A 21,553-nucleotide genomic window follows, 5' to 3' on the forward strand; every position below is an offset into this window, starting at 1 on the left:
CTCCAGGTCAGACGCTCGTTGCACCGGGCATGGACGTGTTCTCGCGAACGTTCCTTCCGGCCGCCGCCGAGACCGGCCTGGCGACCCAGACCGCCACCCGGCACATGCCCGTCTTCCGTCGGTGCGTCGGCTCCGGCGACGCCACCATCCTGGTCACCCGGTGCAGCCGGCCGGACCACCCGGTCGGCGGCGAATACCTGATGCTCCTCACCCACCGCCGGCTGGTGGTGACCCGGCAGACGCGGGTGCTGCACCGGCTGCGCCTGCACCTCAACACCGAGCTGCGGGAGCTGAGCAACGTCACCTGGAGCCCGGACCCGCGAACGCACAGCCTGGAGTTGGCGGCCACCGCCATCGACGGGGCACGGGAGCGCTTCCTCATCCGGACCCACCACCCCAAGCAGGTGTGGCAGCTCGACGCGTTGCTCAACCACGCCTTCCGGACCCGGCTGCGGACGCCGGCGGAACGGCTGGTCGCCACCATCGGTGACCCGCCGGCCGTGACCCGTCCCGCCGTGTTCCGCCCGGCCGCGGCGCACTGACGTTCTCCTTACCGAACCCGAACATCGCCCGTACCGTCCCCGACGCCGCCGGTCGGTCATCATGGGCCGGTGACCGTCGACGCCGCGCAGCGCGGGCTCGTCCTCGTCGTCGAGGACGAACCGGCCATCGCCGACCTGGTCCGGCTCTACCTGACCCGGGACGGCTTCGGCGTACACCTGGAACGGGACGGCACGGCCGGCCTGGCCGCCGCGCGGCGCCTGCGCCCGGTGGCCTGCGTGCTCGACATCGCGCTGCCGGGCCTCGCCGGCACCGAGATCTGCCGGCGGCTGCGCGCGGCGGACGACTGGACGCCCGTCATCTTCCTTACCGCGCGCGACGACGAGGTGGACCGCGTGGTCGGCCTGGAGTTGGGCGCGGACGACTACGTCACCAAGCCGTTCAGCCCGCGTGAGCTGGTCGCCCGGGTCCGGGCGGTGCTGCGCCGCAGCGCCGGCACGCCGGTCGAGCAGCCACGGGTACTGGGCGCGGTGACGCTGGACCCGGTCCGGCGGGCGGTGACCGCCGGCGGGACGCCGGTGCAGCTCACCTCCACCGAGTTCGACCTGCTCGCCCACCTGATGGCGCGGCCCGGCCGGGTGTTCACCCGGGAGGAGTTGCTGGCCGCGGTCTGGGGCTACGCGGCGCACGGCGGCACCCGAACCGTCGACGTGCACGTGGCGCAGGTCCGGGCCAAGCTCGGCCCGGCCGGCGTGATCCGCACCCACCGGGGCGTCGGGTACGCGGCCGATGCCTGAGCCGCCCACCATGGCGCTGCCGGTCGTCGGCCCGGGCGCGCCGCCCGCCCGCCGCCGGCCCGGCCACACCCTGACCGCCCGCGCGGTGCTCGTCACCTGCGCGGTGGCGCTGGTGTCGGTGCTGGTCACCGCGCTGGTCGCGGTGCCGCTGGCGGTGCGCGGCGCGGAACGGCGGGACCAGGAAGCGCTGGCCGCCCAGGCCCGGCTCGCCGCCGACGTGCTGCGGATCCGGCCGGCGCGCCAGCGCGACGGCGCCGGGGACCGGCTCATCCGGCAGCTCCGCCAGCAGCGGATCGACGTGTACGTGGTCCGGGGCGGCCAGGTCGACCGGCGCGGGTTGCCCGGGCCGCTCGTCGCCCGGGTCGCTGCCGGCGGGAACGTCTCCGGCCGGCGGCTCGTCGACGGGCAACGCCGGCTGGTCGAGGCGCGGGCGCTGCCCGGAGGCGACGGGGTGGTGCTCACCCGGGCGGTCACCACCGGCCCGTGGCGGCAGGTGCTGCGCGGGCTGTGGCTGCCGCTGCTGGCCGGCCTCGCCGCCGGGGCCGCCGCCGGGCTGCTCCTCGCCCGCCGGCTGGCCCGGCCGATCCGCACCGCGGCCGACGCGGCCGCCCGACTCCGCGCCGGTGACCGGGCGGTCCGGGTGCCGGTCGAGCCGCCCGACGAGGTCGCCGACCTGGCGTACGCGCTGAACGGGCTGGCCGCCGCGCTGGCCACCAGCGAGGGCCGGCAACGGGAGTTCCTGCTCTCGGTCTCGCACGAGTTGCGCACCCCGCTCACCGCCATCCGGGGCTACGCCGAGGCGCTTGCCGACGGCGTCCTCGACGCGGACGCGGTACCGGCGACCGGCCGGACCGTGCTCGCCGAGGCCGAGCACCTGGACCGGCTGGTCAGCGACCTGCTGGCGCTGGCCCGCCTGGAGGCCGCCGACTTCCCGCTGGAGCCGGGGCCGGTGGACCTGACCCGGCTCGCCGCCGACGCCGAGCGCACCTGGTCGGACCGGTGCGCGGCGGTGGGGGTGCCGTTCCGGGTCGAGACGCCGCGCCTGCCGGTGCCGGCGTACACCGATCCGGGGCGGATCCGGCAGGTGGTGGACGGGCTGCTGGAGAACGCGCTGCGGGTCGTACCCCCGGGCGCGCCGGTGGTGCTCGCGGTCCGGCCGGCCGGCGCGGGCCCGGCCGCCGGCGGTGTCCTGGAGGTCCGGGACGGCGGACCCGGCTTCACCGACGACGACCTGGCCGTGGCGTTCGAGCGGGGTGCGCTGCACCAGCGGTACCGGGGGGTGCGCAAGGTGGGCAGCGGGCTCGGGCTGGCGCTCGCCGCCGGCCTGGTCCGCCGGCTGGGCGGGGACATCGCCGCCGGGCACGCCCCGGAGGGCGGCGCGGCGTTCGCCGTCCGGCTGCCCGGAGACCCTTACCTGACTCGAACATCGGCCTGACGGTCCGCTCGTGCCGGTGCGGAACGCTGACGTCACCACCGGACGAGAGGAACCCACGTGACACGTCAGCGGATCGTCACCGGCGCCACCGCACTGCTCGCCGCCGCGGCGCTCGGCCTCGCCGGGTGCGGGGCGGCCCAGGTCGGCACGGACCAGGCCCGGGAGAGCGCGGTCGAGGTGGCCGCCGCGATGGGCGTGGACGGGCAGGCCCTCGCCGCGCTCGGCGTCGACGCCGAAGACCTGGACGTCGACCCGGTCGCCGCGCCCGCCCCGTCCGCCTCCGGCTCGCCGGGCACGCAGGCCGGCGAACGCAAGGGCGACCGGGCCCAGGAATGGCGCAAGCGGCACCGCGCCAAGGTGCTGCTGCGCCGGAACACGCTGCACGGCGAGGTGGTGGTGCAGACCAAGGAGAACGGGACGAAGACGGTCGCGGTCCAACGCGGGCAGGTCACCGCGGTCGACGCGAAGTCGATGACCGTCAAGTCCGCCGACGGGTTCACCATGACCTGGACGTTCGACGAGAAGCTGCGGGTGGTCGAGCGGCGCGCCACGCTCCGGGCGACCGACGTGAAGGTCGGCACCACGGTCGGCGTGGCGGGCGCCAAGGAGGGCGACCAGGGGATCGCCCGGCTCGTCGTGGTGCCCCGCAAGCAGCAGTAAGGTTGACGGGCCGTCGTGACCTGCCGGATCTGCCAGGCTACGCTATGCCCCGACCTGCCATCGCCTCCGTGGAGAACCCGTGAAGCTCTCGATCCTCATGCCGGTCTACAACGAGGAAGATCGTGTCGCGGACGCGCTCAAGCAGGCACTGGCGGTCGACTACCCGTGCGAGATCGAGCTGGTCGTGGTGGACGACGGCAGCCGCGACGGCACCGGTGAGGTGCTCGGCCGGGTCGACGACGCCCGCCTGCGGGTGATCACCCACCAGCGCAACGCCGGCAAGGGCGCGGCCATCAAGACCGCCGTCGACAACGCCGAGGGTGAATACATGGTCATCCTCGACGCCGACCTCGAATACGACCCGCAGGACATTCCGCGCCTGCTGGAGCCGGTGCTCGACGGTCGGGCCACCGTGGTCTACGGCAACCGCACCTTCGGCAGCCACAGCTCCTACAGCTTCTGGTACGTGGTGGGCAACAAGGGCGTCACGCTGGCGGCCAACGTGCTCTACAACTCCTACATCGGCGACCTGGAGACCTGCTTCAAGCTGATGCCGCTGGAGCTCTACCGCTCGCTCCAGGTGCGGTCGCGGGGCTTCGGCATGGAGGCCGAGGTCACCGGCAAGCTGCTGCGCCAGCGCATCCGTCCCTACGAGGTGCCGATCAGCTACCGGGCCCGGGGCCGCGAGGAGGGCAAGAAGATCACCTGGAAGGACGGCGTCGAGGCGATCTGGATCCTGGCCCGCGAGCGCACCCGGCGCCGCCCGGCCGGCGCCGCCGCGCGCTGACCCTGCACGACCTGCGGACCCCGCACCCGGCACCGGCCGGGTCGCGGGGTCCCGTCGTCTCCGGGTCGGGCCGGTCCCGTCGCTCCCCGGGCCGGTCCCGTCGCTCCCCGGGCCGGCCCGTCGTCCCCGGTCAGGCCGGGTCGAGGAAAGCGTCGACCGAGCGGCGCAGCCCGGCCGCGTCCAACCCGTGCCAGCGGTCGTGGTCCTCGGGGCCGCCGTAGCGGCGCAGCTCCGCCCGGCCCACGCCGAGCGCGAGCAGCCGGTGCGGCCGGTCGGCCAGCGCATCGGCCACCACCCGGGACGAGGTGCCGGCCAGGTACGGCTCGACCAGGATCACCTCGACGCCGGCCAGCGCGCGCAGCCCGGCGGTGTCGAACGGCCGCGGCCGGTGGGTGAACGCCACCGTCACCGGCCGGTCGGCCACCGCGGCCAGCGCCGCGTCCAGCACCGGCCCGACCGCCACCAGCAGCGGCGCGCCCGGACCGGCGTCGCGCACCACCCGAAGGTCACCCGCCTCCGGGTACGCCTCCGCGTTGCTCCGGGTGGACAGCCGCAGGTAGGCCGAGCCGGTCCCGCACACCACGTCGCGCAGCAGCGGTCGCACCTCGTCGGGGTGACCCGGCACGTGCACGGTCCACCCGTCGAGCGTGTCGATCAGGGCCACGTCGGCCGGCGCGAGGTGGGTCCGCCCCGCCGCCGCCCGGTCGTACGAGGCGCCGATGCCGACCAGCACCGCGCCGACGCCCTGGTGGTCGAGGTCCAGCTTGATCTGCTCGTACGCCCGCTCGACCAGGAACGGGGCGTAGCTGTGCACGATCGGCCGCTGCCCGGTCAACGCCAGCCCGCCGGCCACCCCGATCATGAGTTGCTCCCGGATCCCGACGTTGACCACCCGGTCCGGGTGGCGGGCGGCGGCCGGGGCGAACGCGTCCGCGGAGATGTCCGCCAGCACGATCACGCTCCGGGGATCCGCCAGCACCTCCCCGGCGCTGGTCACGAACCTGTCCCGCATGGTCATGGCGTCACTCCCCGTCGGCGACGGCCGCGACGACGACGTGCGGCCGGTGGTGGTCGTGCCCGGTGAGGGCGGTGTGCAGGGCGTCGTGGTCGCGGCCGTCGACGGTGGCGGCGGTCCACCCGTTGACGGTGAACCGGCTCGCCGCGCCGCCCGGCCAGCCGTGCGTGGCGGAACCGTTGTCCACCACGATCGCGGTCAGGTTGCCCAGCCCGGTCGCACCCGCGTACGCGATCGCCTCGTGGTTGGATCCCTCGTCCAGCTCCGCGTCGCCGAGGAGCACGTACACCCGGGGGTCGGTGCGGCCCTGGGCCCGCAGGCCGAGCGCGGTGCCCACGCCCAGCCCGAGGCCGTGGCCGAGCGACCCGGCGCCGATCTCGACGCCCGGCACCAGCAGCCGGTCCGGGTGGTCGCCGAGCCGGCTCCCCGGACCGCCCTGGTCGTCCAGCCATTCGACCGGGATGAAGCCCCTGGCGGCGAGCAGCGCGTAGTAGCTGGCGACCGCGTGCCCCTTGGAGAGCAGGAACCGGTCCCGGTCGGGGTCGTCCACGGTCGCCGGGGTGACCCGGAGCACCCGGTCGTAGAGAACCTGGAGGACGTCGAGCGTCGAGTGAACGTTCGCGCCGAACTCGCGGCCGGCGCGTACCCGGTCCAGGAGCGCACCCAGTTCGGTGGCGGTGGTCGTCGTCATGCCGATAGCCTCGGACCTCAACCGAACTTCACCTCAAGGTCCTGTGATGCACGAGGCAACCCTGACCATCGGCCAGCTCGCCGACCGCAGCGGCGTGGCCCCCTCCGCGCTGCGCTACTACGAGCGGCTCGGCCTGATCCATGCCGCCCGCACCGGCGGCAACCAGCGCCGCTACGCCCGCACCGAGCTGCGCCGGGTCGCCTTCGTCCGGATCTCCCAGCAGGTCGGCGTCTCCCTGGACGAGATCCGGGAGGCGCTCGACTCACTGCCCTCCGGGCGCACGCCGACTCCGGAGGACTGGGCCGCGCTCTCCCGCGCCTGGCGGGACCGGCTGGACGAGCGGATCCGGCTGCTCGGCAAGCTCCGCGACGACCTGGACGGCTGCATCGGCTGCGGCTGCCTGTCGTTGCAGCGCTGCACGCTCTACAACCCCGGCGACTCGCTGGCCGCCGAGGGCCCCGGCGCGCGTCTGATGCTGCCCCGGGACTGAGGCGTCACCGGACCAGCAGCACCTTGCCCAGGTGGTCGTTGGTCTCCACCAGCCGGTGCGCGTCGGCGGCGTCCGCCATGTCCACCCGCGCGTGCACCACCGGCCGGACCTTCCCGGCCGCCACCAGCGGCCACACCTGCTCGCGTACGCCCCTGGTGATCGCCGCCTTCTCGTCGACCGGGCGGGACCGCAGCGCGGTCGCGTGCACCGAGGCGCGCTTCGCCAGCAGCATCCCGAGGTCGAGTTCGCCCTTGCGCCCGCCCTGCATGCCGATCACCACCAGCCGGCCGCCGGTGGCCAGCGCCGCCACGTTCCGGGGCAGGTAGGACGCGCCCATGATGTCGAGGATCACGTCCGCGCCCCGGCCGTCGGTCACCCGGCGCACCTCCTCGACGAAGTCCTGCTCCCGGTAGTCGATCGTGTGCGCGGCGCCCAGCTCGCGCAGCCGCTCGTGCTTGGCCCCGCGCGCGGTGACCACCACCGTCGCGCCCAGCGCCACCCCGAGCTGGATCGCGAACGTGCCGATGCCGCTGCCGCCGCCGTGCACCAGCAGCGTGTCCCCCTCCGCCAAGCCGGCCAGGTCCACCACGTTCGACCAGACCGTGCACGCCACCTCCGGCAACGCGGCGGCGTCCACCAGGTCCACCCCGGCCGGCACCGGCAGCAACTGCCCGGCCGGCACGGCGACCTGCTCGGCGTAGCCGCCGCCGGCCAGCAACGCGCAGACCTCCTGACCCACCGACCAGCCGGCGACGCCCGCGCCGAGCGCACGGACCGTCCCCGAGCACTCCAACCCGGGGTACGCGGGCGCGCCCGGCGGCGGCGGATAGTGGCCCTGCCGTTGCAGCAGGTCGGCCCGGTTGACCGCGCTGGCCCGCACCTCGACGACCACCTCGCCGGGGCCGGGCTCGGGGTCGGGCACCTCCGCCCAGACGAGTGCCTCGGGTCCGCCGGGTTCCGTGATCGTGATCGCGCGCATGGCTCAGTCTTACCCGATCGCGTGTTCGTGGCAGACTGTGCGCGGTCGGGTTCCCCTTCGGGGAGCACGCCGGGAGGGTTCGCCTAGTGGCCGATGGCGCTGGTCTTGAAAACCGGTAAGGCAGCGATGTCTTCGTGGGTTCGAATCCCACACCCTCCGCGATCATCTCACCCCTGTTTGCGCAGCTCAGCCCCGGTTTTTAGGCCGGGGCTGAGTGCTGCTGGGGGGCTGGTGGGGAAAGTCAGGCACCCCCACCGCCGTTGATGGAGTGAAGGTGGGCAATGGGCTGCGTGTCGCCGACGGGGATCTGCTGCTCCTCTAGGAGCCGGAGCACCTTGTCGACCTTCACCTTGACGACCTCGACCTCCTGGTCGCAGAGGCGGATCTTCTCGGCGAGGGACTCTCGCTCCTCATGCTGCTGCCGGAGCCGCCGGTTTTCGGCGATGAGGGCCTGGGTGTGCTGGCGCAGGTCCACCACCCGCAGCCACCCGCACATGGCCGGACCGCCGAGCGCGCAAGTGCCGGCGAGGACGACGGAGAGCATGTTGAAGGGCTCGGCGATGGTGAACGACGTGAAGGCGACCAGGACCCGGGCGGTGATGGCGATGAGGGCGATGGCGCAGATGCCACCGGCGATGCTCCACAGGGCGGGTGTGGCTCGCTTGGCGTGGTGGTACACGGTCTGATCAGCTCCGATCGGTTGTGCTGGGGAGGGTGATCGGAGGCGGTAGCGGTCGCCTCCTGCCGGGGCCCGGTGTGGTGGTGGCGGGGCTGCCGGCGCGTGGCCCACCTGGGTGGGCGCGGGAGGCTCAGGCTGGTCCGGGCTCGATGCAGGTATGCCGCGATTCGGGCAGCTGGGATCGGGCGCGGAGGTGGTCGAGGCGCCCGTGTGCGGGGAGTCCGATGGTGCCGGCGAGGTCGCCGGTGGGCTGCCCAGCCTGCCGGTCGCCGCCGGTGTTGCTGGTGGTGGCGTTGTCGCAGCCGGCTTCGGGGTGGTCGGGCTGGCCGGGTGTGCCGGGGCAGCCTGGTTTCGGGCGGGCTGAGGGCTGGGGTCGCTGGGCGAGTGCGGTGAGGCGGTCGAGGAGGGCCTGGTAGTGGGCGTCCGTGGGGCTGACCAGTTCCCCGCATTCGGGTGGTGGGTCTTCGAGCAGGGCGGCGGGGAGTTCGCCGAGGGCCGTGAGGGCGGCGGTGGCGATGGTGTGGCCGATGGTGGGGCCGAGGATGGTCGGCAGGATGCGGGGGAGGATGCCCGGCGCCGGCTGCGGCTGCGCGGGTAGCGCTTCGGCGTCGGGGAGGGTGGCCGGTTGGGTGCTGGGGAGGATGACGGCGATCGGTGGCACGTCCACGACGAGCGGCGGGACGTCGACGATGACGGGCGGCACGGTGACGACGACCGGGGGCACGTCGACCACGACGGGTGGGGTGGTGACCGGGGGCACGACCTCGTCGACCACCTCGGTGACGTCCTCGACGGTCTGGCAGATGCCATTGACGAGCGGCACGTCGCAGAGGGCCGGCGTCGGGCTGCTGGGTTCGGGCTCCGGGGCGGCCTCGATCGGCTCCGGTTCGGGGTCGGGTGCCCGGTCGGTGTCGCGGGTCGGCGTCGTCGGTTCGGGTTCGGCGGGCCGCGTCGGCTCGGGTTCCGCCTCGCGCGTCGGCTCGGGCTTCGGGGCCGGGGGTGTGGCGGGCTCCTCGGCCGGCTCATCCTTCGCGGGCGGCTCGGGCTTGTCCACCTTCACCGGCACGACGTCGGTGACGGCGTCGACCAGCTTGCGCACGGACTCGCCAGGAAGACCGCGGTCGGGCGTTCCCCCCGGGCGTTCGGCCGCGGCCTGCGGCTTGTCGTCCGCCGACGCGGCGTGGGTGGCGGCGTCGTACGCGGCGAGGCCGAGGCCGGCGCCGGCGGTGAGGGCGGCGGCGATGGCCCAGCGGCGGATCGTGGTGCGGATGGCCATCACCCCCCGATGCGGCCTACGGGGTCTGATCCATGGGACCCCTGCGGTGTGGTGAGCTGGTGTCTCAACTCGCCACGGGTGGTTGTCGCCGGGCAAGTGTCTCGTGTCCGGCGGTAAGCCGACATCGTGCCGCAGTCGCGCGCAAGTTGCACGCGTAGCTATCGCACGTGACCGTTCGGTCAGCAAGATCGCGGCTGATGTGTGCCGGTCGTGTCCGGGTCTGGGCCGGTTACGCGAGAGTCACTTCCCACCATCTGAAGATCACGCAGGTGGTGTCGGGTTCGGGACTCGGCGTGCGCGTCGCCTACGACGGCCAGCGGTAGCGCACCTCGTGCCGGTGCCCGGCCTTCACCATGAGCTGGCACTCCACCGGCCGCCCCGACGCGGCGACCGCCACGCGGAACGTTCGCAGCACCGGCACCTCCGTCGGCAGTTCCAACGCCACGAACTCCTCGGACGTCGGCGGGCGGGTGGAGATGACGTCCTCGAAGCGGGCCGGCTCCACGCCCAGCTCGGCGAGCACCGCCGGGCTACCGCCCTTGATGAGCCGCTTCTGAGTGAGGGCGGTCCCGGCGGCCAGGTCGAGCGGGTAGAAGGTGCACACCAGCTCGACGGGTTCGTCGTCGATGGTGCCGACCATCTGCCGGCGCAGCACCGGCGCGCCGGGGTCGAGGTTGAACGCGGCGGCGACCTGCACGGGGGCGGGCACCTCGCCGACGTCGAGTAGTCGGTAGGCGCCGCGGCGTCCGTGTTCGGCGGCGGCGGTGATCCAGGCGTAGGGCTCGCCGGGGCTGTAGGGGCGGGCGTAGTCGGCGGGGGTGATGGTCTGCTGCTGGGTGGCGCGGACGAACACACCGATGCCGGGTCGGCCCTCGAGGTAGCCCTCGGCCTTGAGGATGTTCAGCGCGTTCTGGATGGTGGCGCTGACGGTTTTGTAGGTGGCCATGAGGTCGGCCGTGGAGGGTAGCCGCTGACCGGGCTGGTGCTCGCCGGCCATGATGTCGGCGCGCAGCTCGGCGGCGATCTGCTGGCTGCGGGGGCGGGGGTCGCGGGGCGGGGGCATGGTCAGCCTGCCTTGCGGACGTAGCGGATGTGCCGGCCGGCGCGCATGACGTTGATGTCGACCTGGTAGGGCTGGCCGGTGTGGTCGAGCAGGATGCGGGTGAGCACCAGCACGGGCTCGGGGTCGGTCAGGCGGAGGTTGCGCCCCTGGAGCACCACCTGTTCGAAGGGGGTCGACATCCTCGCGGTGACGTCTTCGCGGACCTCGCTGGGTGTGTATCCGATCTCGGCCAGGAAGCGCGCGGCGCCGCCTGGGATCTTCTCGCGCTGGGCGAGGATGGTCGCTTCGGCGATGGCTGCCGGCCAGTAGGAGGCGGCGATCTCGACGGGTTCGCCGTCGGCGAGGATCACGCGGCGACGCATCACTACGGCCGGGTGCTCGGCTTCGAGGGCGAGGTGGGCGGCGATCTCGGCGGTCGCGTAGGTGGTGTTGGCGTCGAGGATGCGCTGACTTCCCTGCTGGCCGGCTTCTGCGGCTTCGGCTGCCCAGGCGTCGCCGGTGGTCGGGTTGAGGTACTGGTCGGAGGTGGTCGTCCACCTCGGCTGTCCCATGATCCGGCGCTCCTTCGGCTGGGCTGATCTTTCGCTGAACCTTACTGCCTGATCGTGCAAGTTCTTCGGCAACTCGCACTGTACACAGGCTTGCTGTCTTACGCAGTAGGGCAGTATGGTCGCTCTCATGGACTTCAAGGCCGACATCGACAGGGGAGGTGGGCGCTGATGCTGCGTCTGATCCGCTCCCGGACTCTCGCTGACCTTCAGGCCGCCGTCTTCGAGTTGCAGGACCGGCTCGCCGCCGTCGACCCGCATGCCGTCGCCAACTGCCCTGCGTTCGGCTGCGTCGGCTGCGGCGCGTGGATGGCGGACGTGGTCACGGCGCCGTCGGCGGGCTCCCCGATCGGGGAGAGCTTCTGCTGGCGGTGTGTCCGCCGCCGCGGCATCACCGGCTACCAGGTGCTGCCGGGCCGCGAGCCGCAGGGCGGTCGGTGACGGTCATGGGCATCCCCGACTGGAGCACCATCGCCGACCAGGCCCAGGCGTACGCGCCGCACATCGCGGCCGGCGCCGGAGCCGTCGGCATGCTGCTGGCCGCCTACGCCATCCGCCGGTTCACCAAGACCCGGGAGCACGACGACCTCGCCGCGAACCTCGGCGTCGTCCTGTTCGGCGTGGTCACCACCGAGGGCATGTGGGAGGTCGTCCACCACAAGCTCGGCGTCAACATCGGCCTGACCATCGCGATGTTCGCCGCGTTCGACGTGGTCATCTACTCGCAGGGCCGGATGGCGATCCGGAAGCTGACTGCCAACCCGAAGGCTCGGGTTGGCACCTACCTGGCGATCATCTGGGCGTTGTCGATCGCCGCCGCCCTGACCGTGTCCACCGCCGGCGGGAACCTGACCACCCAGTTGTTCCGGTTCTTCTCCCCGATGGTCGCGGCGGCGCTGTGGACGCAGAAGGTGCTGGAGCTGCGCAGCGGCACGACGGAGCGGGCGGACTCGAACTGGATCTGGACGCCGGACCGGCTGCTGGTGCGGTGGGGGCTGAAGAAGCCCGGCGCCGTGGACGACCTGTCGCAGGTGTTCGCGACCCGGCGCATCGCCGCGCTGGTCGACGCAGGGCTGGAGTTGCACGCCCAGCAGCAGGCCGGCGCGGCGAGGACCGAGTCCGCCGAGCCGGGCAAGCGGTCGTGGCGGCGCCGGGAGGACCCGCTGGTTGTGGCGCGGCGTCGGGTGCAGCGGCTGACGAAGGCGGCTACGCCGGAGGACATGGCGGCTGCGCGCAAGCAGTTGCGGTTGATCCTCAACGCGGAGACCGAGCTGTTCCGCGATGACTCGCAGCCGTCGGAGCGTGAGCGGGCGTTGATGGACGAGCTGCGTCTGGTGATGCGGCAGGCCACCACGAACCTCCGCGCCGACGGGATCCGCGCGTTCAAGGCGGACCAGTCCGGGGAGCCGATGTGGTCCAACGGAATGGTCCAGATGCGGTCCAGTGTCGCGGACCAGATCCGGACTAGCCGGGTGGACCAGCCGTTGGACCGCCCTGTGGTCCAGTCGCGGACCAGCGAGGTGGACCAGTCGCGGACCATCCCTGCTCCGGTGGACCAGCCTGTCATCAGCGGGTCTGTGCCTGCCGAGCGGACCAGTCCGGAGGCGCGGACCACGGTCCGGGTGGACCGGGCGAAGCCGGTGAGTCCGGCCGCTGGCGGGGAGATCGCGCCCCGTATCCGGGACATGGTCCGGGAGCTGAAGAAGGCGTACCGGGGTGACATCCCGGGCCGGCGGACGGTCATGGACCGGATGGGTTGGACCAGCGCTGGTGACGCCCAGACCGCCATCAACTTGGTCCGCGCCGAGCGGTCCAAGAAGTAGACCGCGGTGCCCGGTCCTACCTCCTACAGCCGGGCCGGGCACCGCACCCCTCCCAGAAGGAAGGAACCCTGATCATGACGGACATCGTCCTGGCCCGCGAGTACCGGGCCGCCGAGCAGCCGGCCGGCGAGATCGTGCTGGTCACGGCCCCGGCGCACGTGCACACGCGGTGGCCGAGCCCGGCGCAGATGACCGCGAACGGCGCGGTCACGGCGATGGCGCTGCTCGGCGCCGGGCTGGTGGCGGGTGGTTTCACCGGCCGGGTCGCCGTGGATTCGCCGGTGACGTACGGCGCGATGGTGGTGCTGTTCGTGCTGGCGTTGGTGGCGCTGCGGGCGCGGCGTCGGGCTGAGGGCGGCCAGCCGTGACCGTGACGGTGGGTAAGTCTGAAGTCTGCACTGCAGAGTCCGCGCCGGGGCTGTCTGAGCGTGAGATCGGCTCTGGGCGGCCGGAAAGTCTGCACTCTGCAATCACGGACGGTGAGCGTCGCCCGTGGTCGTCGGCGGACTGGCTGGCCAAGTTCGGCCGCCACTGCACCGTCCCGGAGCTGCTGACCGAACGCCGGCCGGCGGTGGACACGATGCGCGAGTACGCGCTGCGGGGCCGCTACACCAGCCAGCTCCACGGGGCGGTCCGCGCGCTGGGCATCGCCTGGTGCCGCGGGGTCGCGATTCCCGGTCTGGTGCTGGCGCGGCTCGGCGAGCACCTGACCGAGCGGCCCGCCCGTTTCCTGCTGGTCGCCGCCACCGTCAAGGCGCTCAGCTTCCTGCCCCCGGTCGCCTGGCTGGTCGACCACGTCATCCACCCCGGCGCCGACCTGGCGCTGCGGGTGTTCCTGTGAGAGGAGATCCCCTCGTGTCGAAGAACAAGACGGTGAAGAAGATCCAGTCGAAGGGGGTGAGAACCCTCGCCTGGCTGACCCTCGGTGTCGCGTCGATCGGCGGCACGGCCGCCGCCGGCACGTTCATCGGTGACTGGATCAACAACGTGTTCGGCTGGCTCCCCTGGGAGTGGATGGCACCGCTGATCCTGGCGATCCTGTTCATCACCACGGTCATCGACCTGCTCATCGACCTGCTGCCGAACAAGGCGGCGGTCTACTCGGTGATCGCGATGCCGTCCGTGGCGAAGGCGGCGCCGGGCAAGTTCGGCGACACCGTCGGCGGCTGGTTCGACGCGCTGATGGACTGGGTCAACTCCACGCTCATCCAGTGGCTGGGCACGGACAGCGCGGTGGGCCTGGCGGTGGCGTGCATCGTCGCCGCGGTGCTGATGGCCCGCCGGGTCATCAAGAAGTCCGCCGGCGCGACCGCGGAGGCGTGACGTGGAGATCGTGCTGCTGTGGTGCTTCGTGCTCGCCTGGATGGCGAAGCGCGGCGCCGAGGATCTGGTGCACGCGGTGAAGGGCACCCCGAACCCGCGGTACGAGCTGCGCAAGCAGCGTGCCCGGGGGGCGGGTGCCCGGCCGGCGGCGCAGCCCCGGTACGGGACGCGGGAGTGGTTCGGCGACCTGTACTCGGATGCGCTGGTGGCGCACACGGAGCGGCGGCGGAAGTCGGCGGCGGCGAAGGCGCAGCCGATCGACGACCTGGCCGAGGCGGTCCGGGAGCCGCAGCCGGCCCGGGCTCCGGTCTTCCCGTCCCGGCCGGTCGGCGACATCGGCGACGAGGACTGGTGCGAGAAGCACCAGATGCCGCGGATGCGGCAGGGCGTCTGGGAGAACGGTCCGCGTAGCCGGTTCTGCCCGTGCGCGCCCCGGGTCGAGTTTCAGCCGCCGGAGACGCCGGAGGACGAGGGCTTGGACCTGCGGATCGCGGAGGCGAAGAAGCAGATCGCGGAGGCGAAGAAGCAGGAGGAGGAGGCGATGCGATGCCCCGACTGCGGGGCCCCGAACCCGTTCGGCACGCCCTGCCAGCAGCACAACCCCTCTTCCGGCGACGACTCCCCGACCGCCCGTATCTACCTGTTCCCCACCATCAACCAGTTGAAGGAGATCGACATGAGCAACGAGGCCAACGGTCTGACCCACGCGATCGCGTACGCCAACGTCGCGACGAACGCCCACCAGTCGTTCGCCGCCGGCGGCGCCGAGACGTACGTCGCGGCGCTGGAGAACGGCGGCATGAAGGGCGAGGCGCTGTCGTCCGCCCGGGAGGCCATGGAGGCGTCGGGGACCGCCGCCGAGAAGTGGGCGGCGCACCGGGCGAAGCTGGAGGACCAGATGACGGTGAAGGACGCCTACCTGGCGCAGCCGGACGCGGCGGACAAGGACTACCTGCTCCGCGGCTGACCCGGCCAGCTTCCGTGGGGCGCAGGCCGCAGGGTCTGCGCCTCCGCAGTGGAAGGCCGGAGCACCAAACCGGAGGTAGATCGATGGACAGCACGAGTCAGCCGACCCAAGGTGGTCCGCGCCCGCACGCGGTGCCGCACGTCGCCGTGGGCGCGCTGGTGGTGGCCGCCGCGGCGTGCCAGGTCGCCGTGCACTACGCCGGCGACGAGCAGGTCGTGGCCACGTGGGTGGCCGGTACGGCGTTCGTCATCGGCGTGGTCGCGGCTACGAGGGTGCGGCGTCGGGTGCTGGACAAGAAGGCCCGCCGCCGCGCGCTGCAGTTCATCGCCGTCGCCGGCGGGTGGCTGACCACGGTCACCCTCACCGGCCTGTCGTGGGGTGCGGTGGGTGTGCTGATGGCGGTCGGGTACGCGCTGTCGATGCACTGGTGGCGGCAGCACCCGGTCGGACTGATCCAGCCGAAGGTGTCCCGGTCGGAGTACCAGCGTCTGTGGGCGGAGAACGTCGGCTGCTCCGACGGGGTGCTCGCCGGATCCCGGCTCAGCAACCCGGAGCAGATCGCCGCCGGAATCCGCTACGCGCTGCGGCTGCGACCCGGCAAGCAGCACGTCGGGATGGTCGTCGACAAGATGAAGACCGTCCGCGGCGGCCTCAAGCTGCGGCCCGACCAGCAGCTCATCGTCGAGGCCCACCCGACGGAGCCGGAGCCCACCGCGCTGCTGACCATCGTCACGAACTCCCCCGTCAAGGCCGGCGTGCTGTGGCCGGGCCCGTCGGCGTTCGACCCGGAGACCGGCCGGGTGCAACTCGGCCCGTACGCCGACGGTGAGGGCACCGCCACCTGGCGGGCGTACACCGACAACCGGCTGTGGGGCGGGTTCATCCAGGGCGGCACCGGGTCAGGCAAGTCCCGGCTCATCGACTCGCTGGCCATGTCGCTGGCGGCCAGCACCACTCACCCGACGGTCATCTTCTACGCCGACGGGCAGGGCGGCGCGTCGTCGCCGCTGCTCATGCGCCACGCAGACCTGTTCGCGGGCACGTTCGAGCGGATCTTCGCCATGGTCGAGGCCATGCACATGGTGATGCTGCTGCGGCAGCGGGAGAACGTCGAGCACGGCTGGGAGGGGTTCACGCCGACGGCGGACCGGCCCGGCCTGCTTGGGATCATCGACGAGTGCCACAAGCCGCTGCTGGAGGCGGAGAACCCGGAGTACTGGAAGCGCACGCAGCAGCTTGCCGCCACCATCAGCCGGGAGGGCGGCAAGGTCGGTGTGGCGCTGATCCTGGCCAGCCAGGAGCCGACGCTGAACGCGTTCGGCGGTGCCGGGTCGCGGTATTGCGAGGCGCTGCGGTCGAGCCTGCTCACCGGCAACGGCATCATGCTGGCCGGCGATGACCCGAACGCGCGGGTCATCTTCGGGGTGAAGGAGAACCCGAAGGAGTTCCCGGTGGGTGGCGGGTACGGGCTGGTGGCGAAGCCGGCCCCGGGTGCCCGGCAGGCCCTGTTCCGTAGCACGTACCTCGACGACCAGGCCAAGGCGAAGTGGCCGGGCCGGTTCGTGTGGCGGTCGTTCGACGGGACGTCGGCGGGTGCGGCGATGAAGGGCTACGGCGAGCGGGAGCGGACGTTCGCGGATCGGAAGGCGGTGAAGGACGGTATGCCGGTGGGCTTCGTGGGTCTCGCGCAGCCGGTCCCGGCTCAGCGCCAGCCGGAGCCTCAGCCGGCCACCGGTGGGGACGGTGCGGCGTTGGAGGCGTTCGGGGCTGTGGCGTTCCCGCCGGCGTGGCCTGCGTTCGTGGCGTCGATGCAGGCTGAGGCCCGCAAGGAGTTGGGCCCGTCGCACGCGAAGGTGCTCGACGCCATCGCGGCCGGGCACACGAGCCCGGCGCGGATCGCCGACCACATCGGGCTGGGCGTGCGGCAGGTGCACAACCTGCTCGGCACCCTCGTCGAGGCGGGCCGGGTTCGGGGCGGTGGCCGCCAGTACGAGGTGGCCGCCTGACCCCGGGCGCGCAGAAGCGGCCCCCCTCACCTGCCCGAATCGGGCAAGCGAGGGGGGCCGCAGTCTGTGCAGCGTGCGGTGGGTCAGTCCGAGACGGTCGGGGTCTTCGAGCCGATGCCGTTGTCCGACACGGCCGGCGCCACCGCCACACCGGCGGCGGTCAGGCCGGCGAGGACGAGGACGATCCACTCCCCGGAGTCCAGCCCACCCAGCACCGTGGTGGCCAGGGCCTGGAGGACGGCGAGGACGACCGCGACGGCGGTCTTACCCCACCGGTACTGGGGGGCGATGGGGACGAGGTACACGCCGGCGGCGGTCGCGGCGGCGATGCCGACTTGGACGAGTTCTTCCGAGTCGATGTGGTTGTCGCCGCCGAGGGCGGCGTACAGGGCGACGAGGACGGCGCCGAGCAGCGACGCGAGGGCCTTGCCGTAGCGATCCATGGGGGTCTCCTACAGTGAGGTTGTGGCTGGGTTTTCGCAGCTCCGCGAGGCGGGCTGGCTGTATGGCGCGGATCCGACGTTGCCGCTGGCGCTGGTCAGGCTGTTCGAGCACGTGGACGGCAGCGGCCGGTGGGAGGTGCGGTTGAACTCGCCCGCGTCGGAGCCTTCGCAGGTGGCCGTGTTCGACGGCGAGGGCCCGGCGCGGGCGGAGGTGGCGCGGATCTACGCCGACGGCGCTCAGGACGGGACGTGGCGGGTACGCCAACCCGACGCGTACTAGCCCTGCTCCCGGCCCGCGCCGACGGGTTCGCCGGTGACCATCTTCCGCAGCGCCTCCACCTTCGCGTCCGGGTGCAGGATCGCCGCCCGCCACCGGCGCAACGTCGCCGTCAACCCCGACACCGAGTCGGACAACTCGACCATGTTGTCGCGGGTCGTCTTCACCTCCGCCTCCAGCTCATGCACCCGCACCTTCAACGGCTCCAGCAGCGTCAACGCCGTATCGGTCAGAACGTCGGCCGCCTCCGCGCGGATCTTCTTCCGAGACGCCAGCACCGCCAGACCACCCGCGGCGCCGACCGCCCCGCCGAGCGCACCCACCACCGTCGTCGCCGTCTCCACCCAGCTCATGGCCGCTCCCGTTCCACCAGCAGCGACACGTCCGCCACCTGGCCGGCTTCGACCGCGATGGTGACCCGCCGCAGGTCCAACCCGATCTGCGCCACCCGCCACCACGACGCGACCGCCGTGGACGCCACGAACGCCCCCGCGGCGATGGCCGCGCTGCCGCTGACCGCGTACAAGGCGATGGCGTACATGGTGGTGACGGTGCCGAGGGCGGCGACGCCGCACAGTTCCACGCCCAGGGACGCGGCGAGCCGGTTACCGGGCATGCTGACACCGGTGAGGCCGATGACCCCGGCGAGGATCAGCCCGACCTCCCAGACGGCTTGGACGCTGGTGGGCATGCCGGCGGTCACGGACGCGGGTCGGGTGCCGGTGGCGAGCAGCGTCAACCCGGACAGCAGCGCGGCGAGGAGCACGGCCACCTCGAACGGCTGCCGGCCGCGGCCGATCGTGACTGGGCGCACTACGAGGCCAGGCGGGCGGCCAGCTCGTCGGCGACCTGCTTCGCGAGGCCCTTCGGAATGGCCGCGGCGATGGCCTCCGGGGACAGGCCGGCGAGGACACCGGCGATGATGGCCGGCTCGTCGACGAGGTCCCGGCCGACGGCCGCGGCCAGTTCGGCGCGGGCCTTGCCGATGTCCCGGACGGCCATACGGCCGCCCTTCAGGTGGTCCGCGACCGTGAACGTGCCGAGGGTGGGCGACGGCAGCTCCCGGTTGAGCAGCTCGTCCACGATCTCCTTGGCGGTAGGCATGTCCTCGTCCTCTCCGATCGGCCAGTCCGCCGGGTCATCCGCGGCGGCGGTGTGCACGGTGCTCACGTGGATGTGCGTGTCGTGAGGGTCCGAGCCCCGGTAGGTGGACCACTCCCAGCCGTAGTTCGGGCCGGTGATCCGCGCGTTGGAGATGATGTAGCCGATCCGCCGGTCCCGGCTCAGCCGCAGCTGCTCGGCTATCCGGTGGGAGTCGAGGCCCAGGCCTGGGGCGTGCGGGAAGTCCCGGGCGCACACCACCGCCGTCTGGCCGAGCGCCGAGTAGAAGTGCGGGTAGTGGTCCGACGTCGACGAGTGCGCGCCGTCAGCGATCGCCCCCCACGACGCCGGGTCGGTGGCCGGCGGCACCGCCCTCGGGTGGGCGGCGCGGATCTGCTCGTTGAGCCGGTCCAGCGACCGGACGGTCCGCCAGTTCTGCCCCTTGCTCCACACCGTGGCCGCCTCCTGTGCGATCAGGTCACGCAGCACGGCCTGCTCAGCCGGCCGCTTGGTCAGGTCACCGACGGCGGCGCCCTCGTCGGCGTGGAAGTGCGCCCACACCTGGCAGCCGGCGTCGCGGGCCACCGAGTGCGCCTGCCGGTACCAGGCGGCGGCCAGCGACCCGGTCGGGTCGAGGTCGACGGAGAAGCCGTTCGCGCGCAGGATCCGCGGGTGGTCGATCTCGGCGATGCCCCACACCCGGCCGATCTGGGCGGCGATGTCGATGGGCACCCGCATGGCGGCGGCCGGGTCCTCGTAGACGCGCGGTTTCCACGGGTTCGGCTCTCCCGCCATGAACGGGTACCAGTCGAACAGCAGCAGGTCCACGGCGTCGGCCTCGTGCTCCGGCCACCACAGCGCCCAGGTGCCGCCCTTGCGGATCCACTGCAACGTCCAGCAGGTGGCCAGCCGCAACCGGCCCTCGGCGCGGGCCGGGTGGTCGGCGAGCTGCTGGCGGGTGAGGGTCCACGACGCCCGGTACTGGGCAGGGGTGGGGTCCCCTCCGGTCTGCTGCTCGGGCTCGTGGTGGGTGATGAGGTCAACGGTGACGTCGGGCCGGTACTTCAGCCACGCCTCGACGAACGGGCGCCGGTCGACCTGGGCGTCCTTGAAGGAGACGACGAGGCGACAGCCGAACGGTAGGGCGGACAGGCGCTGCCGGCCGGTCCGGGTGATGTCGGTCCACGCGCTGGCGGGCAGGCCCTCGCCGGGGGCGAAGAACACCCGGACCGCGGTGGTGTCCTGGTAGAGCTGGGCCATCTCGCCGATGCCTCTGTTCCCGGGGCACCAGCCGGTGGGCATCATCGGTGCACCAGGCACTTCGGGTCGGCCTCGATCGTGCGGAACGCGCTGTACGTGGAGTGCCAGCCGATCGCGAACATGCCGTTGGCCGGCTGCCAGCCCTGGTACGCCCTGGTCGCGTTGCGGGCCCGGTTGGTGACCTGCGCGTTCGCGGCGTAGTCCCACCACCAGTCGACCTTCGACAGCCGGGCGTCGGACCAGTACATGGGCAGCACGTAGTAGCGGCGGTCCCACCAGCGCACCGGATCCTCGGTGCCGAGCTGGCGGACGGCCTGCCCGGCGGCCAGGTGGTCGGCGTGGTTGTCGACGGTGTGCGACGGCGCCCACAGTCCGACGTCCGCGCCGATGTCGGTCGCGCACGCCACGATCGCCGCCTTCGCGCTGGCCACGGTCACGCCTTCGTTGGGCAGGCCCGCCTCGTGGATGTGGTCCGCCGGGACACCGAGCGCCCCGGCCGCGGCCGTGATCTCCCGACGCCGCGCCTCCCCGAACGTCGCCTCGGTCAGCGGCGCGTAGCCCTCCACCTGCGGGTTGTGGGTGACACCCCACCAGCCCATCGTCCCGGTCCCGTTGAGGCCGTCCATCACCGCCGACTTCTCCCCGCGGGTGAGCAGCAGCAGGTGCACGTCCCGGCCCGCCGCCACATGCTCGGCGATGACCACACCGGCGGCGAGGGTCTCGTCGTCCGGGTGCGGGATCACGAACAGGGCCGGGCGGCCGGTCGCCGCCTGGGCGGCGCCCGCCGTACCGACGGCGGCGGACACACCAGCGGCGGCAGCAGCGGCGAGCAGGGCACGACGACGCACAGCATCCTCCCCAGGACAGGGCAAGCAGATGAGAAGAGAGCGCCCGTCAGAGGGCGATGACGGTCAACCGGCGGTCCGAGAAGCTGCCGGTGCCACCGTTGGTGTGGTACTGGAGCTTGAAGGTGTTGCTGCCCGGGGTCAGGCCACCCTCGAACATGACCTGACCCGACCGGGCCTCCTGGTTCGCCGAGTCCGACTGGAAGCGCAGCGCCGACGCGTCCTGCGCCGACCTGCTCGACGCCCCCGACACCGTGTAGTCCACGTACGTCTTCGCGTTCGCGGTCGAGTTGGACATCAGCGCGGACCACAGCAGGATCGCCGCCGACCCGGTCGTCACCGTCACCGTCGGTCCCGGCGTCGTCAGGTCCACGAAACTCGTCGACCCGGTCGTCTGCGTCGTCGCGATCGCCGACGACACCACGTCCCGCTCCGCGACGCTGTTCAACCCGGTCGTCACGATCAGCCGACCCGCCTGCGTGGCCTTCGCCGGCGCCGTCTCGTTCAGGTCGTCGCGCAGCAGGTTGAGCTGCGCAGCCGTCAGCACACTGCCGTCGGTGAAGGTTGGAGGCGACGTCCACGCCATG

General features: G+C 72.8%; 27 protein-coding genes and 1 tRNA gene. 15 read left to right on the plus strand and 13 right to left on the minus strand.

Annotation, left to right across the window (positions count from 1 at the left end):
* Window positions 1-29 precede the first annotated feature (29 nt).
* The 5 genes from O7598_RS30635 (at window position 30) to O7598_RS30655 (ending at window position 4,180) form a co-directional block, all read left to right on the plus strand.
* Window positions 30-542, plus strand: a complete 513-nt coding sequence (locus O7598_RS30635; protein WP_091061615.1) for a hypothetical protein — start codon at window positions 30-32, stop codon at window positions 540-542.
* A 69-nt stretch (window positions 543-611) separates the two neighbouring features.
* A complete protein-coding gene (locus tag O7598_RS30640) occupies window positions 612-1,298 on the plus strand; it encodes a response regulator transcription factor (RefSeq protein WP_269694639.1) in 687 nt (228 codons plus the stop codon).
* Entirely contained in the window at window positions 1,291-2,733 is a 1,443-nt protein-coding gene (locus tag O7598_RS30645) for a sensor histidine kinase (RefSeq protein WP_269694641.1), read from the plus strand. The genes O7598_RS30640 and O7598_RS30645 overlap by 8 nt, the downstream gene beginning before the upstream one ends.
* A gap of 57 nt (window positions 2,734-2,790) precedes the next feature.
* A complete protein-coding gene (locus O7598_RS30650; protein WP_269694642.1) occupies window positions 2,791-3,393 on the plus strand; it encodes a hypothetical protein in 603 nt (200 codons plus the stop codon).
* A 79-nt stretch (window positions 3,394-3,472) separates the two neighbouring features.
* A complete protein-coding gene (locus O7598_RS30655; protein ID WP_269694643.1) occupies window positions 3,473-4,180 on the plus strand; it encodes a glycosyltransferase family 2 protein in 708 nt (235 codons plus the stop codon).
* A 130-nt stretch (window positions 4,181-4,310) separates the two neighbouring features.
* Here the strand turns inward: O7598_RS30655 and O7598_RS30660 are convergent, their stop codons facing one another.
* A complete protein-coding gene (locus O7598_RS30660; protein WP_269695041.1) occupies window positions 4,311-5,192 on the minus strand; it encodes a transketolase family protein in 882 nt (293 codons plus the stop codon).
* A gap of 10 nt (window positions 5,193-5,202) precedes the next feature.
* Window positions 5,203-5,886 (minus strand): transketolase, encoded by a 684-nt coding sequence (locus O7598_RS30665; protein WP_269694644.1) that lies wholly within the window; start codon window positions 5,884-5,886, stop codon window positions 5,203-5,205.
* 46 nt (window positions 5,887-5,932) lie between these two features.
* On the opposite strand from O7598_RS30665, the gene soxR reads away from it, so the two are divergent.
* Window positions 5,933-6,376 carry a redox-sensitive transcriptional activator SoxR gene (gene soxR, locus O7598_RS30670; RefSeq protein WP_269694645.1) on the plus strand — a complete coding sequence of 148 codons (444 nt, stop codon included), beginning with the start codon at window positions 5,933-5,935 and terminating at the stop codon, window positions 6,374-6,376.
* 4 nt (window positions 6,377-6,380) lie between these two features.
* Here soxR and O7598_RS30675 read toward each other — a convergent pair whose 3' ends face one another.
* On the minus strand, window positions 6,381-7,355 hold the full coding sequence (locus O7598_RS30675; protein WP_269694647.1) for an NAD(P)H-quinone oxidoreductase: 975 nt from the start codon (window positions 7,353-7,355) through the stop codon (window positions 6,381-6,383).
* Between the two features lie 72 nt (window positions 7,356-7,427).
* Between O7598_RS30675 and O7598_RS30680 the strand changes: the two genes are divergently transcribed.
* A tRNA-Ser gene (locus O7598_RS30680) sits at window positions 7,428-7,514 on the plus strand.
* Between the two features lie 82 nt (window positions 7,515-7,596).
* Here O7598_RS30680 and O7598_RS30685 read toward each other — a convergent pair.
* The 4 genes from O7598_RS30685 to O7598_RS30700 form a co-directional block, all read right to left on the minus strand.
* On the minus strand, window positions 7,597-8,034 hold the full coding sequence (locus tag O7598_RS30685; RefSeq protein ID WP_269694648.1) for a hypothetical protein: 438 nt from the start codon (window positions 8,032-8,034) through the stop codon (window positions 7,597-7,599).
* A gap of 130 nt (window positions 8,035-8,164) precedes the next feature.
* A complete protein-coding gene (locus O7598_RS30690) occupies window positions 8,165-9,310 on the minus strand; it encodes a hypothetical protein (RefSeq protein ID WP_269694649.1) in 1,146 nt (381 codons plus the stop codon).
* 304 nt (window positions 9,311-9,614) lie between these two features.
* Complete coding sequence (locus O7598_RS30695) at window positions 9,615-10,373, minus strand: GntR family transcriptional regulator (protein ID WP_269694650.1); 759 nt, start codon at window positions 10,371-10,373, stop codon at window positions 9,615-9,617.
* 2 nt (window positions 10,374-10,375) lie between these two features.
* Window positions 10,376-10,996 (minus strand): UTRA domain-containing protein, encoded by a 621-nt coding sequence (locus tag O7598_RS30700; protein ID WP_269694651.1) that lies wholly within the window; start codon window positions 10,994-10,996, stop codon window positions 10,376-10,378.
* A 96-nt stretch (window positions 10,997-11,092) separates the two neighbouring features.
* Here O7598_RS30700 and O7598_RS30705 point away from each other — a divergent pair, with 96 nt between their 5' ends.
* From O7598_RS30705 to O7598_RS30735, 7 genes are all read left to right on the plus strand, one after another.
* The gene (locus O7598_RS30705) at window positions 11,093-11,362 is read left to right on the plus strand and encodes a hypothetical protein (protein WP_269694652.1); all 270 of its coding nucleotides are present in this window, start codon (window positions 11,093-11,095) and stop codon (window positions 11,360-11,362) included.
* 5 nt (window positions 11,363-11,367) lie between these two features.
* Window positions 11,368-12,744: a hypothetical protein gene (locus O7598_RS30710; protein WP_269694653.1), complete on the plus strand. Its 1,377-nt coding sequence runs from the start codon at window positions 11,368-11,370 to the stop codon at window positions 12,742-12,744.
* A 74-nt stretch (window positions 12,745-12,818) separates the two neighbouring features.
* Entirely contained in the window at window positions 12,819-13,112 is a 294-nt protein-coding gene (locus O7598_RS30715; protein ID WP_269694654.1) for a hypothetical protein, read from the plus strand.
* Between the two features lie 8 nt (window positions 13,113-13,120).
* On the plus strand, window positions 13,121-13,585 hold the full coding sequence (locus O7598_RS30720) for a hypothetical protein (RefSeq protein ID WP_269694655.1): 465 nt from the start codon (window positions 13,121-13,123) through the stop codon (window positions 13,583-13,585).
* A 14-nt stretch (window positions 13,586-13,599) separates the two neighbouring features.
* The gene (locus O7598_RS30725; protein WP_269694656.1) at window positions 13,600-14,067 is read left to right on the plus strand and encodes a hypothetical protein; all 468 of its coding nucleotides are present in this window, start codon (window positions 13,600-13,602) and stop codon (window positions 14,065-14,067) included.
* Window position 14,068: 1 nt separating this feature from the next.
* The gene (locus O7598_RS30730) at window positions 14,069-15,034 is read left to right on the plus strand and encodes a hypothetical protein (RefSeq protein WP_269694657.1); all 966 of its coding nucleotides are present in this window, start codon (window positions 14,069-14,071) and stop codon (window positions 15,032-15,034) included.
* Window positions 15,035-15,117: 83 nt separating this feature from the next.
* The gene (locus tag O7598_RS30735; RefSeq protein WP_269694659.1) at window positions 15,118-17,040 is read left to right on the plus strand and encodes a hypothetical protein; all 1,923 of its coding nucleotides are present in this window, start codon (window positions 15,118-15,120) and stop codon (window positions 17,038-17,040) included.
* Window positions 17,041-17,123: 83 nt separating this feature from the next.
* On the opposite strand, the gene O7598_RS30740 is transcribed toward O7598_RS30735, so the two are convergent.
* Window positions 17,124-17,483, minus strand: a complete 360-nt coding sequence (locus O7598_RS30740) for a hypothetical protein (RefSeq protein ID WP_269694661.1) — start codon at window positions 17,481-17,483, stop codon at window positions 17,124-17,126.
* 22 nt (window positions 17,484-17,505) lie between these two features.
* Here O7598_RS30740 and O7598_RS30745 point away from each other — a divergent pair, with 22 nt between their 5' ends.
* Window positions 17,506-17,763: a hypothetical protein gene (locus O7598_RS30745; protein WP_269694662.1), complete on the plus strand. Its 258-nt coding sequence runs from the start codon at window positions 17,506-17,508 to the stop codon at window positions 17,761-17,763.
* On the opposite strand, the gene O7598_RS30750 is transcribed toward O7598_RS30745, so the two are convergent.
* From O7598_RS30750 to O7598_RS30770, 5 genes are read right to left on the minus strand one after another with little or no spacing between them, the layout of a single operon-like run.
* A complete protein-coding gene (locus tag O7598_RS30750) occupies window positions 17,760-18,113 on the minus strand; it encodes a hypothetical protein (RefSeq protein WP_269694663.1) in 354 nt (117 codons plus the stop codon). The two genes, O7598_RS30745 and O7598_RS30750, sit on opposite strands and share 4 nt — an antisense overlap.
* Window positions 18,110-18,574 carry a hypothetical protein gene (locus tag O7598_RS30755; protein ID WP_269694664.1) on the minus strand — a complete coding sequence of 155 codons (465 nt, stop codon included), beginning with the start codon at window positions 18,572-18,574 and terminating at the stop codon, window positions 18,110-18,112. Before O7598_RS30755 ends, O7598_RS30750 begins: the two co-directional genes overlap by 4 nt.
* On the minus strand, window positions 18,574-20,121 hold the full coding sequence (locus O7598_RS30760) for a hypothetical protein (RefSeq protein WP_269694665.1): 1,548 nt from the start codon (window positions 20,119-20,121) through the stop codon (window positions 18,574-18,576). The genes O7598_RS30755 and O7598_RS30760 overlap by 1 nt, the downstream gene beginning before the upstream one ends.
* Before the next feature lie 41 nt (window positions 20,122-20,162).
* Window positions 20,163-20,969 (minus strand): PIG-L family deacetylase, encoded by an 807-nt coding sequence (locus O7598_RS30765; RefSeq protein ID WP_269694666.1) that lies wholly within the window; start codon window positions 20,967-20,969, stop codon window positions 20,163-20,165.
* 46 nt (window positions 20,970-21,015) lie between these two features.
* A complete protein-coding gene (locus tag O7598_RS30770; protein ID WP_269694667.1) occupies window positions 21,016-21,552 on the minus strand; it encodes a hypothetical protein in 537 nt (178 codons plus the stop codon).
* Window position 21,553: the final 1 nt, after the last annotated feature.

This window comes from Micromonospora sp. WMMC241 (assembly GCF_027460165.1).
In the GTDB taxonomy this organism is placed as follows: Bacteria; Actinomycetota; Actinomycetes; order Mycobacteriales; family Micromonosporaceae; genus Micromonospora; species Micromonospora humi.